Here is a 14,727-nt window from a genome sequence, read left to right on the forward strand (position 1 = left end):
TCATTACTTACTTTTTTTACCCCAGATGGCAACACCGTCGTTATTCAGACCAGTGAATATCATACCGGATGTTTTCTTCTCCCAGTCGCGGCCGCGCTGTATCAATACTTTGTCTGTATAACCATTGCTCCAGCGCATTTCCAGCCAGGGAGCATTATAGACCCATTTGCTGGCAGCATCATTGTTCAGCGTTCCGTTGGCAGATATTGTTAATGGAACAGACACCTGGAAATCAGGCGATACCTGCTCGTTCCCATAACCTGGTACAACACGGTACCCCAGTATGATCTGTTCCCAGCTACCGGTAATACTATCCACCGGCACGGTAGCATTGTCCTCCCAGGCATAACGTTCCGGCGATACTACCGGCCATCCATCCGCTGTCCAGAACATCTTACGCACATGCATGTCCATAAAGTACTTATTAATACCCGGCCGTCCCTGATGCGCCATATAGTACTGCCCATTGCCGTCGTCAAACACTGTGCAGTGCGCCACACCCTGCCAGCCACTATGTCCATTGAACTGGTAAGGAGCCACGATCATCGGACCATGATCTACATCGGTATTGGCATCCGCGCCTTTAAAATCATAGAAAGGACCGTCCGGTTTGTCGCCACGCATTACGCGTGTATTGTACTTCGTCTCCAGCCAGTCGTAGGCAATGAACAGAAAGTATTTATTCTGCGCAGCATTATACACCACTTCCGGACCTTCAATATTGCCGTTGTACTTTCCACCTGTAAATCCGCGATTGGCAATACGTTTTCCTTTATCGCCACTATTCTGCGCCAATCCTGTAGCAGGATCCAGCTTTAAAACATAAATACCATCCCATGCAGAACCATAATACATCCAGTGCTCGCCGGAAGCAGTAACCAGCACGCTGGGATCGATGGCATTTGTCTGGATGGCATTATCATTCAGAGAGGTTACCACCAGGCCCTTTTCCGTCCAGGGCCCTTCCGGCGATGAAGCCGTTGCCAGCCCGATCACACTGAGGCGTCCCACATTGGAAGCAAGGGAATAATACAGACGGTACTCATTGCCAACTTTCTGTACACTGGGCGCCCACAGGCTGTTATTGGGTGTACCGCCCTTCTGTTGTATAAAGGAAGCCCCCTGGGATGGAAGCTGGTTAAATACCCATCCCACAAAGGTCCACTCCACCAGATCTTTGGACTTACGTACCTGTAGCCCCGGCCTTACGGAAATGCCAAAGCCGGCATCTGTGCTGTAACAGTAGTAGGTATCACCGAACTTCCTGATGATAGGATCATGTACGTTATACGGTCCCCATTTAGGATAGTACACAAAGGGAGCCACGTCTTCATACGTGTCGTTAATACTGTTGATATCGAAGCTGGCAACAGGCGGTTCTACATCAGTCGTATCCCTGTTGGACGGAGACGCAGCTTCTTTCTTACCACAGGAAATAACACCTGTCATCAGTAAAAGCAGGACGGCCGTATTCCTTACACGAAAAAGGTTCATATACTGCATTTACTTTAGTAAGAAGCGTTCTGTTTGAACCCTGGATTATTGTCTATCTCTCCCTGTGGGATCGGATATAGTTCTTTTCCTGCTTTGTAGTTATTGAACTCCGGATCGCGGGATTTCAGCAACGCGAGTTTGCTCTCGTCCTGCAGCCATCCCCAGCGGCGGATATCATCAAAGCGGTGACCTTCCAGGCAGAACTCCAGTAAGCGTTCGTGCGCCAGCTGGTCGCGCATCTGTGTCTGCGTCATCACCGCCAGTGTAGCGGTGATATCGGGCAGTTTGGCGCGGGTCCTTACCTGCTGGATATAAGGTGCAGCCAGGGCAGTCTGCGACTGCTCATTCAGACATTCAGCGTACATCAGCAGGATATCTGCATAACGCATCAGCCTTTCATTGATACCAGACTTCCAGTCATATTCATTCGGCTTATTACCATCTCCATTTTCATATTTCCTGCAGAAGATATCATTAAGGTAAGAACTGTTGGCATACACCTGTGCAAATGGCTGTCCATAGATCATCTCACCCGGTTTGTTGTAGAAGATGGTTGCACCCAGTCGTGGATCCGTCTGATCATCTACCGTTTTTTCCTGCATGAACTCATTGAACACAAACATAGTGGGTTGTACATCCGTCCAGCCGAAATTAGGCGCACCATAAGTAATCGCCCTCGCCGACGTCTTTGCCCAGGTAGAAGTGGGAATACCCTGCCATCCAAGGTCAGTTCCTCCCACGGTAGTGGAGAACTGTACCTCGAAGATGGACTCTGCATTGTTCTCTTTGCTCTCGGTGAAATTATCTTTGTAATCAGGCATCAGTGAATACACGCCCAGGTCGATCACTTTCCTGAACTGTTCAGCGGCTTCCGGGTATTTTTTATTAAACAGATAAGCCTTGCCAAGATAACCCATAGCGGCGCCTTTAGTAGCCCTTCCTACCTGGTTGGCGTCTGCACCGTTTACATCTTTATAAGACACCGGCAACAGATCGGCCGCTGCCTTGAAGTCGGATATTACCTGATCCCATCCCTCCTGCGCTGTCATCTGCTTACCGTAGAAATCTGCTTTTGACTGAGGTGTGGTAGTCGGCAATGCCACATTGCCAAACATATTCACCAGGTGAAAGAAATACAGGCCACGCAGGAAATAAGCCTGTCCGAGTACACGGTTCTTCTGGTCTTCCGCCATACTGATAGCAGGTACATTATCCAGCACCTGGTTGCAGCGGAAGATGCCTTCATAGTATTCGTCAAACGCCCATCCATAGCCGTCGGCATTGCCTGTACCCAGTGCAAACTTACCCACGCCCGAAATGGCTGTCCACGGACTGTTACTCCGGATATCATCTCCTCTTACATCCAGCAGTATTGGCGTAAAGCGCATATAAGTGCCGTCGAGCAATAGAGGTGCATATGCCGCATTGATACCCTGAACGGCATCATTACCTGTTTGCCAGAAGGTCTCTGAAGTCTGTGCATTCGGGTTTACCTGGTCCAGTTTTTTGCCACAGCCTGTAGCAAGTATACCGGCAGCGGTCATTGTTAAAATATAATGAGATATAGTACGTTTCATTGTAATGCTGTTTAAAGATTAAAGGCCTAACTGTACACCAAACATCACGGTTCTCGGGTTCGGGAAGGAGCCATAATCAAAGCCCCTGTTAAACAAACCGTCGCTGATGAAATCCGGATCATAGCCTTTGTATTTGGTGATCGTAACCAGGTTCAATCCTGAGAGATATACACGCAGGCTTCTGAACACATGTGTCTTACCTAATGCAGATTCGGGAATAGAATATCCGATCTGTGCATTCTGCAGTTTTACGTAAGAACCGCTTTGCACAAAACGATCAGAGAACCTGCCGTTGTTGATGTCGTTGATCAGTGGTCTTGGCACATTGGTATTGGTGTTGGAAGGTGTCCAGTAATTCAGTTCATCAATATGCGCATTACTATACTGGCCTGCCATGAGCGCTGAATAAACACCATTGTTCACCTTACTGCCCATATTACCCTGCCAGAAGAATGACAGATCGAAGTTTTTGTAGGAAGCAGATACATTCAGGCCATAGTAGAATTTAGGGATCACTGAACCCAGGTAGGCCCTGTCAGCATCCGTAATCGCGCCATCGTTGTTCATGTCCTTATATTTGATATCACCGGCTTTGATACCGCCTGACTGGTCCTGCGTAGCGTGTTTGCCAATTTCGTCCTGGCTCTGGAAGATGCCTTCTGTCTGGTAGCCAAACAGCTCACCCACTTCACCGCCTACTTCTGTCTTACTACCGGAACCATATACCGGATTGTTCTTACCACCCAGTTTCTCCACTTTGTTGGTCAGGGTATAAGCATTAGCATTGATGGAATAATTCAGGGCGCCGATATTGTCTCTGTAGGTCAGCGTGAACTCAATACCACTGTTCTTCAGAGAAGCGGCATTGGTAGTAAGTGTCTGTGGGAAAGAACCTACTGAGTAAGGTATAGGGATAGCGGTAATGATATCTTTTGAAAGGCGGTTATAGTATTCCGCCGTAAAAGACAGTTTCTCTTTAAAGAGTCCCAGATCCAGCGCCACGTTGGTGGTAGTGGTAGACTCCCATTTCAGGGTGGGATCTGTTACCGATACCGTAGTAGAACCTGTGGCCAGTTGATCGCCAAAGAGGTAGTTGGTGGTATTGTTGATGTAGGACTGGTAGTCATAATACCCCAGGGAGGTCTGATTACCCAATACACCATAACCACCTCTCAGCTTCAGGCTGCTGATGAAGGAAGGCAATTGCATGAATTTCTCGTTGCTGATATTCCAGGCAGCCGCAAAACCTGCGAAGTTACCGTACCTGTTGGCTGGTGCGAACTTAGACGAACCATCACGTCTGAAGTTGGCGGTCAGCAGGTAGCGATCGTCATAGTTGTAGTTAATCCTGCCCAGCATAGAATATAATGCTGCGGTACCTTTCCAGCTGGTCACACCTTTAGCGCTTGCCCTGGCTACTGCCGCAAAGGTCCGGAAGTTCAGGTCAGCCGTATCCTGAGCGGTGGCAGCCATCCACTCGTTCTTATCTTCCTGGTAGGTCATACCGCCCAGGAAATCAATTTTATGTTTGCCTTTTTGCAATTGGTAGGTCAGGGTGTGCTCCAGCAGGCTGGTCTTTGAGTGACCGTACTGCAGGTACATATAGTATTGTGTATTGAGATAATAGTATCCCATGTCAAAGCGTGGCTCGAAGTGGGAGTTCTCATAGTCAGTTCGGTCAAAGCTGGCATTGATCCGGTATTTCAGGTTTTTCACGATCTCCAGTTCCCCCCAGGCATTTCCCAGGAAGCGGTTACGGTCGCTGTAATCATTTACGAGGTTGTTAATGCCCACCACGTTGGCAGAGATGGCCCTGTTCTTTACCTGGTCGCTACCACCATAACCACCCAGGCGGGAAGGATCATAGACAGGCATGGTAGGAATAGCGGTCAGCATACTGGTCACTACACCGCCGAATACGGCATGCCCGTTGGTAGCCCCATAATTGCCCTTGTGCGATTGTGTATAGGCCGCCTTCACACCGTAGCTGAAACGGCCTTTTTTGCCCTGCAAATTAGTGTTGAGGGTATAGCGGTCGTATTTCTGCGGACCGACCTGTGTACCTGTCTGGTTAAAATAGCCCAGGGAGGCATTGTAAGAGATGTTTTCTGTACCTCCGGAGAGGCCCACGTTATGGTCCTGTATCACACCACGTTTCAGCCCTTCTTTCTGCCAGTCAGTATTGATGTTGGAGACATAGGAAGGATTGGATGGATCATTGGCAGGCGCCAGGGACAATCCGGCATTTGTTTCTGCTGCAGATACGAGCTGCTGATACTGCGCCCTGTTGGTCAATGGTATCTTCCTGGCTATTTCCTGTACGCCCGCATAACTGTTGACGTTCACTCTCACCGGCCCTTGTTTGCCTTTCCTGGTGGTGATGATGATCACACCGGTAGCAGCCCTGGAACCATATATCGCAGCTGCGGATGCATCTTTCAGTACCTGGATACTTTCAATATCATTCGGTGAAAAATCGTACGGTGCATCTACGGGCACACCATCTATTACAAAGAGCGGACTGTTATTGCCGAAAGTTGTTGTACCACGGATCTTTATCTGCACATAACCACCGGGTTCTCCGGAGCCATGAACGCTGATACCAGCCGCCTGTCCCTGTAACATTTTGGCCACATCGTAAGACACATTCTTTTTGGCTTCACCCACGTTCACCAAGGCTACGGAGCCTGTCAGGTCTTTCTTCTTTACGGTGCCATAACCTACTACAACCACATCGTTCAGGTTACGGTACGACTTATCCAGTTTTATAGCAACAGGTGCATCTCCTTTCAGCACCGTTTCCTTATTCTCAAACCCCATGCTGCTGATGGTAAGGGAAGCACCTTCTTCGGCCTCGATAGTAAATTTTCCTGAAATATCTGTTACTGTTCCGGCGCCGCCTTTCACACTTACAGTGGCGCCGATAATTGGTTCGTTGTCCGGGCTCACGACCGTTCCACGGAATTTTTTCCTGACGGTTTGCTGGCCGGATGCCGGCTCAATGAGCAGCAACAGTGCGCAGGCTAGTATAGGGAATACGCTGCTGTTTAGCAAAATGCGGATCATTTTCATAAACGTGTAATTATTAATAATTCAAATAAAACTCTTTTATATGTCGCGGAATTCTTGTCTGGAATACTATAAATAGTTACTTTTATTAGTGTGACAGCAACAATTAAAGCTGCTGTTTCCTTTTTCCGGACTGTAATCCGGTTGGTACTATGAAGTTGCGAATATTAGTTTTTTTGAGCTCTACAAACCGTATCAAAACTTCAGCAAATCATCTCATTTTCGATTTTACGTTATGAAACGCTATGTATAAAGCGCGTTATAGTGAACAGGGACAATGGAAGGCAGCACCACGTTATTTGCAGATAAGCATACTCCTGCTGATCTGTCTTCTCATTGGTGGCACAGAAAAGGTATGCGGACAATTGTACTATTTCCGGCACTACCAGGTGGAGAACGGCCTGTCCAACAATGCTGTTATCTGCAGTCTGCAGGACAGCAGAGGTTTTATGTGGTTCGGGACCAAAGACGGACTGAACCGCTTCGATGGCTATACCTTCAAGGTCTTCCGCCACAATCCGCAGGACAGCAGCAGCATCGGCAGCAACTTTATCCACGCCCTCTATGAAGGCGCTGATGGTACCCTGTGGGTTGGCACGGAAAACGGTCTCTATAGCTATAACAATTCAACTGAAAGTTTTCTTTTTCTCGGAGTAGCGCCCAGGGGACAGATAAGGGCCATACAGGGCGACAGCACCGGCAATATCTGGTTCGTATCCGGCTTTTCATTGTTCCGCTACCACCCCGGCACTCGCCAGTTAGAATATTTCAGTACTGACAGTTTCTTCGAGGCCAGTTCTCTCTGTCTCTCGCCCGATGGCACTATCTGGGCAGCTACTACTGATGGTTACCTGCAACGATATGATACCCGCTCCGGCACATTCAGGGCTTATGACATGTTCAGTCATTCAAAGACGCCGGTGTCCCGCTGGATAGAGAAAATAAGCAGCACCAGGGACGGCAGCATACTGGTGGGTACCTCCAACCAGGGCGCAAAACAGTTCAATATCGCTTCAGGCATCTATGCAGATATTCTGGCCTACAACGATGACCATACCGAGATCTTTGTCCGCAATTTCCTTCAGACAGCCGATCATGAATACTGGATCGCTACCGAAACAGGTATCTTCATATATAACACGCTTAGCGGGAAAACAAAGAATCTCCGGAAGATGTATAACGACCCTTATTCCATCTCCGACAACGCGGTATACACTTTCTGTCGTGATAAGGAAGGCGGTATCTGGGCAGGCACCTACTTTGGCGGCGTTAACTATTATCCTACACAATACACTCCATTCAGAAAATACTTTCCTAAAACAGGGGAAAATTCACTCAGCGGCAACGTGGTCCGCGAGATCCATGCCGACCCGTATAACAACCTCTGGATCGGCACTGAAGATGCTGGTCTGAACCGGCTCGATCCGGCTACACAAACGTTTACGCATTTTCAGCCCGGCGGTGCGGCAGGGAGTATCACCTATACTAACATTCACGGTTTACTGCTGGATGGCGACGAACTCTGGATCGGTACTTTCGAGCATGGCCTGGATGTATTGAATACGCGCACCGGCAAGGTAACCCGGCGTTATAACATGCGATCCGGCCTTACTGCCTTACAAAGCAATTTTATCTATTGCATCTACCATCCGCAGGGAGGTCCGGTTATGCTGGGCACCACGAGGGGCGCTTATCAATATGACAGAACGCGGAACGATTTTGTGCTGTTCCCCGGCCTGCCGCTGGTTAACTGGTACTCCTGTCTCCTGCAGGACAGGTCGCGCGTTTTCTGGGCTGGTACCTATGGCAGCGGCGTTCATTACTATGATCCTTCCACAGGAGAAAAAGGCAATTTCCGTTATGCAGAAAACGATGGGGCTAGTCTGAGCAGCGATCGTGTCAACAGCATTTTTGAAGATGCCAGTGGCCACTTATGGTTTGCTACTGAAGGAGGCCTTTGCCGATACAACAGCGCGCAGAAAAACTTCACGCGATATACCACCGAAAACGGATTCCCCAGCAATTTCATGCTCAGCATACTGGAAGACAAACAGGGTAATCTCTGGATCAGCACTTCCCGCGGCTTGAGCTGTTTTAATCCGGCGAATGGCAATGTAAAGACCTACACCAGAGCGAACGGTCTGCTAAGCGACCAGTTCAACTTCAATTCCGCCTATAAGGATGCTTCCGGACGTATGTATTTCGGTAGCGGAAAGGGCTTTATCAGTTTCAATCCTGATGAATTTATACAGAACACCTTCGCTGGTCCGGTGTACATCACCGGTTTCCAGGTGCATAACCGCGAGCTGCCCATAGCTGCCAAAGGCTCACCCTTGCAACGTTCTGTCACCTCTACGGAGAAGATCACGTTAAGCTATCATCAGTCTACCTTCAGCATCGACTTCGCGCTGCTTAGTTATACGGCTCCGGAAATTGCGGAATACGCCTATGAGATGGACAACCTGGATAAGAACTGGACCTACCTGAAAACCAACCGTAAGGCTTATTTCACGGAGCTGGCGCCGGGTACTTATACTTTCCGGGTGAAGGCGCGTAATAGTGGTGGCGTATGGTCTTCAGAGACTTCCCTCATAGTCGAAATGCTCCCGCCCTGGTGGCGCAGCTGGTGGGCATTGGTATTGTATGCAATATTAGCGACGGGTATCATCTGGTACATTATCCGCAACTATCATAAACGACTTGAAGCAAAGAACCGGCGGAAGATCGAGCTGTTTGAAGCTGCTAAAGAGAAAGAAGTGTTCAAGGCCAAGATCGAGTTCTTTACCAATGTAGCGCATGAGATCAAAACACCGCTGACATTGATCAAAGCGCCATTGGAGAAAGTGATCAGGAAGGCTGGTCATCTGCCGGAGATCAAAGACAGTCTTTCCATTATGGAACGTAATACCAACCGGCTGGTGGGCCTTACGGGCCAGCTGCTGGACTTCCGACAGACAGAGTTGAACGGTTATTCCCTCAGTTTTGTGAAGGCCAATATTCCTGACCTGCTGGAAGAGATGTACACTGCGTTTAAAACACTGGCCGAACAAAGGCAGCTAGAGCTCTCGCTTGAGCGGCCGTCGGAATTATATGCTTACGTAGATATTGAGGCCTTCAATAAAATCCTGAGTAACCTGATTGGCAATGCCATAAAATATGCCGCTACCGTTGCCAATATACGCTTGTCGACTTCTCCGGAAGAGGATAATCACTTCATCATAGAGATCAGTAATGATGGGCATCTTATACCGGCGGAAATGAAGGAGAAGATATTCGAACCCTTCTTCCGCCTCAAGGAAACGGAGATGCAGAAAGGCACAGGAATAGGACTGGCGCTTTCACGCTCCCTTGCTGCATTGCATAAAGGAACGCTGACATTACAGACAGGTCATCAAAGTTTGAATGTATTTGTACTACGTATGCCGGTACACCAGGAAATAGAGTTCAACCTGCAACCAGGCAGGACCAATAAAACTATCACCACCACAAACCAGACATCATGAAACCACTGTTGCTGCTCGTTGATGACAATGAAGAAATTCTGGCCTTCCTTGGGGAGGAACTAAGTGAAAAGTACACGATGCTGACAGCGCAAAACGGCAGGGAGGCACTGGCATTGCTCGGCAGTGAGCCCATACAGTTGGTGATCAGCGATGTGATGATGCCGGTGATGGATGGCTTTGAACTATGCCGGCTGATCAAATCTACGTTTGAGTATTGCCATATTCCTGTTATCCTGCTGACGGCCAAGAATACGCTGCAGGCGAAAATAGCGGGACTGGAATTAGGGGCGGACGCTTATGTAGACAAACCCTTTTCTACGGAATTCCTGATGGCGCAAATTGCGTCGCTGCTGGCTAATCGTTCTAAGATCAAAGACTACTTTGCGCATTCGCCACTGGTGAATATTAATACTATTGCCTCCACCCGGCCGGATGAGTTGTTCCTCGAGCAACTGACTGGAATTATTCATGAGAATCTGGAAGATGCGGATCTTGATATAGAAAAACTCGCCCGGCTGATGAATATGAGCCGGCCTACGCTATATCGGAAGATCAAGTCTATTTCTGATCTTACGCCTAATGAACTGGTCAATGTTACGCGCCTGAAGAAGGCGGCTGCTTTACTGGCGCAAGGCGCCTACAAGATATATGAGGTCTCTGACATGGTAGGGTATCATTCTCAGACGAACTTCGGCAGAAATTTCCTGAAACAATTTGGTATGACGCCGACGGAATACCAGGCCTCAAAACAGGCGGAAAAACAAATGCGATAAAATTACCACGGACTAACATAACGGAATCATTCGCGTCAATAGGACCCCGTCAGGGACCCAGTGTTGTAGCGCGGGGTTTTCAACCCCGGGGCGGTGTTTGTAGCCGGAGGGTTTCAACCCCCGGGCGGTATGTTACCACGGAATTTCAACCCCCGATCGGTATAAATGCGATGAATTTATTTGTCCCTGGGGTCTTGCTGCGGCTTCAGGTGAGGCCACGGGCTGTACCCCTTTGCGAGTCTTGCTATTGGGCGTTGTCAATCGTGGTTGGCTTTTGTTTGCCTATTAAACCCCTGGTCAATCGTATCAGCACTCTCCAAGGGCTAATGCCCTTTGGCCTTCACCTGAAACCCTCCGCTACTTTAGGACGCTCAGGCGAAATCAGCAAATTTTGCAAAGGGATAAATAGTCGTCTGTGGATGAATTTTTTATCCTTCTATAATGCACTCAAGGTGATTCTTGTTTGCAAACGCCTGGTGCAATGTCCTCATGATGCGCTCATGCGCTTTCTTAATAGTAACCCGGCCTGTCTTCATGTTGTTAAGTATCTTGTCGCAATCTCCGCTGACATACAGCTTACCAGCGCATTTCCGGATCAGTTCAGCGCCGAGTAAGTCATTAGGCATGGTGTTCAGCCAGCCATCGTTTATCTTGGCGAAATCCAGCGTTGCCATGGCTGTCAGCTCATCGCTGGTCATCATGTCAAGGCCCAGGGCTGTTGCCGTTCCATTATGACTCAGGTGATGACCTACTTTGTAGAAGACCGTATTTTCGAGGAAGTAGGAAATATCTTTCTTAACAGTTTTCCCATCAATTTTCACCGGCCAATGCAGGTTCATGTGCCAGCTCTTCCAGCTGCCAAATTCGGCATCCGCAGGGAATAAGAGCACCCGCTCGCTGTCTTCAAATTGTATCGCGAGTGCCAGGCTGGTATTGTTAATACTTCTTTCATAGCGCATGGCTAAACTTCCTGCTGAGTACAACCAGTCATGATCTATCTTCCGCCAGTCATTTCCTTCTTTATACAGCTTCACGATGTTATGTTGTGCATTCTGTAGCTCATGTTCGGCCTCAAATGGAAATTTAGATGCCGCACTACCAGTAAACGCTCCATCAACCGCTGATAGGAACGCAAAATCTCTCCGGCTTTTTGCCTCCCGTTTATCGAAATTATTATCACCGCCTTCTGTTTCGTTCAGGAGGTTAAAATCTCTTGGAGGCGCCAATACATAAAAACGGATACCGGTTGCTCCTGCCAGCTTTGACCGCACGTCGCCCGGCTTGAGTAATTCCACGATGGTATTCTCTTTAATGATACCCAGGTCTGTGAACCTTTCTACCATCGTAGGCAATGGCTTTCCCTTAGCGGCTTTTAATACATTCAGGTCGTTTAAGGAAGTGATGGAATTAATGAATTTTTTCTTCCCTTCCACCATCAGTTTACTTCCAACGTCATCCATGAACAGCTTTTCATAATAGTTGTCTGTCAACAGTATGTTTAGCTTCGAAACTGCCGCATCCAGGGCAAGGCTAAGTTCACTACGGGTCAAACGATAATCATTGGCAAGCGGATCTTCATCATCTTCTGTCCACGCAAACCAGACCTTTTTAAAGTTAAATTCTTTGAAAAGTTCCTGGACTTTTTCAAAACCGTTGATATGATCTGCATGTTCATGGGTTACAACAAGCAAATGTATTTCGCCCCCGGTCTGTTCTTCGATATCTTTAGCAATGCCTTCGAATTGGCGCGCCGCACCCTTTATAATACCGCAATCGATCATCATGTTAAAGGAAGGGTCCGCGCCTTTCATAAATTGAAGCAGAAAGCAATCGCCGGTCCCTCCTTTATACATTCTGATCTTAACTTTATCGACTTTAGTGTTAGTTGACTTTGCCATAAAATAAGTTAGTGTGTATGAAGAAAACAGAAAGGTTCATTCTGCGCGTTCGCCGGTCCCATGCCGAAGTATGCTTCGAAGCGACTTTGTCCCATCCTCATTTCCTGGTGGTGCTGGAAGAGAGCCATACAACGTTCCTTGTCTAATTCATGTATTCCCTCTTTCAATTTGTCCAGGTTAAGTAGTGGTTTCGAGATAGCATACCTGAGTTGTAAACTGTCCAGGTCAAATATCAGTGTACAGCCACCGCGTATCTGGATACTACCATCTGCCTTTCCGGGTACTATCACGGGCTCATTATTGCGATCACGGGAAATACTTATGTATGCTCGCTGTGCCAGGGTTACTATAATCTGATTCAGCTGGCTGCCACTTGGTCCTACACGTGAGGCGAGGTGAAGCGACTGAATTGAAACACTCGGTAAGTCGCCTCCATAAGCGTCAGACACACCTATTCCAAGCTCCTGCGCGCCTGGACTGTACAAGAGACCGGTAAAGTCTTCAAAATCTAAACTACCTGGAAATTTTTTCAATAGCCGTCGATGCAGGCCATCAATCTTAGGCTTATCAGGATCATATTGTCCGGCTATATACTTTCTGTTTATCTCGAAGATTTTTCTTCTGCTCTTCTCATTCAATATTTCGCTCCGGTATTCTTTTAAAAAATCAACGATAATACCGATATGTTCTCGTATATGGGATGTATCAGGAGTGGAATAAACGAGACTTTCTACAGAAAGATGTTTAATACCAGAGGGGTAAATGCCCCGTTTACGGAAAGCATCGATGAAAGCAAGCCGATAGTCACGGCTATCTTCCTCTACCAGGTCGGTATCAGCCGTAATAATTCCGCGTAGATAATCGCCAAAGGTGATATCTACCGGCGGACAATAGTCAAGTGCACGTATACACATATTCAGCACGTGCTGTGCAGTTTTCGCGGCTTCAGTGGCCATCCTGTTTACCAAATCAGGACTCAATTCACCTTGTGGCAGTATGCCCGATCCGTTGCTGGCAATACGTAAAAGATCCCTGATCCTGTTTTTATAACTGGATAAAAAAACGTCAAATATGGCAGAGACCAGTATAGAACCGCGCTGATGTGGTTCCATGAATTTTCTGTACTCGTCTCCATTTGGTTCCAATGGTTTCCAGGTCTTAGTCTCTTTGTCATAAGAGCCGATCGCATCACGCAGTGAACCGTAGTTGCCAATAGCAATCCCAAACTCCTGTGCCAGTTTACCCAGCAGGTTCTGCGAAGCCAGATCTCCCCGCGTAGCGGCAATCTGGTTTTTCAATACATCAGAGAAGGTGAAATGTTGGAACAAAGCAACAATATCTGCAAAGGCTTCATGAAACGCCAGTACATCCGGATTGCTGCTCTCCGTATAACTCTGATGCAGGCCATCCAGGATAGCATGGGTGGTTTCATGCGCAATAATATCGTGACTGAGACAGGTAAAGGTCAGGGCGTCCGGCATCTGCAAAGTAACATCGGCAGGCTGGGCGGAAAAGTATCCGAATAAGAGCGCTTTCTTCTGCGGAGAATAATAGGCATTCGCCTCTCTCATGGCATGAGGATAAATGCGTAAGGTAGGGACATATACATCAGGGCCTCTCTTCTTTTGCGGGGGATTCCCATTCGTTCTTTCTTCCATCATTACCTTACGGGGACTCCATAGCACCGGCCTGCCCAATCCTGCTTCAAAGTTCTTAATGGTGGTCATCGCCACCGCATACACCATTTGCTGATGGAACTGGGGATTGCTGCCGGAAGGATTCAATCCATCCTGCGCAAGAATATAGGGATGATCAAGGTCTACCGGGGCATAGAACTTATCCACGGTAGGATCATAATCGACCACTTCCAGGTACTCTCCTATCGGGCCAGGTTTAAGCCGCCGTTCCGGGTCAGGATCATCCTTGTCTTCCCAGCGCACTTTATAGGTGATATTGTTAATCACGGCAGTGTCCAGATTAAGCGATAAAGAGGGGTCAAAAGCATACCCTCTCAGCTTACGGAATGGAGGTTTCTTGATCATATACTGCGAATTGTTGGGGCAAATAAATCTGTGGAGCGACTCAGAAATCAGTACTATAAAATTACCGAGAATAAGCAACTTGGGCAATACCAACTGGTTTGTATTTTTCAGCTACTGACACACGGCACTTAACGGAGTTGATTTCCGCGGATGATGAACAGATGCCATTACAAATTTTCAAACACCCAGAACTGTAGCCCAACGCCACAAAACGCGAAGCTGTCTTAATACTAATCGAGCCTGATTCATATATAGCTTTATCCTTATATTGACTACCTTTGACACCAAAGATCCCAACCTATGCGTTTTAGACAAACCGCAATTTTAGTCTGCAGCCTGTTCCCGCTCTTCAGCAAAGCGCAGACTATAAA

General features: G+C 47.8%; 7 protein-coding genes. 2 read left to right on the plus strand and 5 right to left on the minus strand.

Annotated elements, in window-relative coordinates:
* Positions 1-3: 3 nt before the first annotated feature.
* From L3C95_RS23970 to L3C95_RS23980, 3 genes are read right to left on the minus strand one after another with little or no spacing between them, the layout of a single operon-like run.
* Positions 4-1,494 (minus strand): arabinan endo-1,5-alpha-L-arabinosidase, encoded by a 1,491-nt coding sequence (locus tag L3C95_RS23970; protein ID WP_236391463.1) that lies wholly within the window; start codon positions 1,492-1,494, stop codon positions 4-6.
* A 14-nt stretch (positions 1,495-1,508) separates the two neighbouring features.
* Positions 1,509-3,071 carry a RagB/SusD family nutrient uptake outer membrane protein gene (locus L3C95_RS23975; RefSeq protein ID WP_236391466.1) on the minus strand — a complete coding sequence of 521 codons (1,563 nt, stop codon included), beginning with the start codon at positions 3,069-3,071 and terminating at the stop codon, positions 1,509-1,511.
* An 18-nt stretch (positions 3,072-3,089) separates the two neighbouring features.
* Positions 3,090-6,143: a SusC/RagA family TonB-linked outer membrane protein gene (locus tag L3C95_RS23980; RefSeq protein ID WP_236391469.1), complete on the minus strand. Its 3,054-nt coding sequence runs from the start codon at positions 6,141-6,143 to the stop codon at positions 3,090-3,092.
* Between the two features lie 242 nt (positions 6,144-6,385).
* Here L3C95_RS23980 and L3C95_RS23985 point away from each other — a divergent pair, with 242 nt between their 5' ends.
* Both L3C95_RS23985 and L3C95_RS23990 read left to right on the plus strand, forming a co-directional pair.
* A complete protein-coding gene (locus tag L3C95_RS23985; RefSeq protein WP_236391473.1) occupies positions 6,386-9,643 on the plus strand; it encodes a two-component regulator propeller domain-containing protein in 3,258 nt (1,085 codons plus the stop codon).
* Positions 9,640-10,416 (plus strand): response regulator, encoded by a 777-nt coding sequence (locus L3C95_RS23990; RefSeq protein ID WP_236391475.1) that lies wholly within the window; start codon positions 9,640-9,642, stop codon positions 10,414-10,416. The genes L3C95_RS23985 and L3C95_RS23990 overlap by 4 nt, the downstream gene beginning before the upstream one ends.
* A 428-nt stretch (positions 10,417-10,844) precedes the next feature.
* Here L3C95_RS23990 and L3C95_RS23995 read toward each other — a convergent pair whose 3' ends face one another.
* Both L3C95_RS23995 and L3C95_RS24000 read right to left on the minus strand, forming a co-directional pair.
* Complete coding sequence (locus L3C95_RS23995) at positions 10,845-12,314, minus strand: MBL fold metallo-hydrolase (protein ID WP_236391477.1); 1,470 nt, start codon at positions 12,312-12,314, stop codon at positions 10,845-10,847.
* Positions 12,315-12,322: 8 nt separating this feature from the next.
* Positions 12,323-14,356 (minus strand): hypothetical protein, encoded by a 2,034-nt coding sequence (locus L3C95_RS24000; protein ID WP_236391480.1) that lies wholly within the window; start codon positions 14,354-14,356, stop codon positions 12,323-12,325.
* Positions 14,357-14,727 lie beyond the last annotated feature (371 nt).

It is taken from the genome of Chitinophaga filiformis, assembly GCF_021646545.1.
GTDB lineage: Bacteria > Bacteroidota > Bacteroidia > Chitinophagales > Chitinophagaceae > Chitinophaga > Chitinophaga filiformis_A.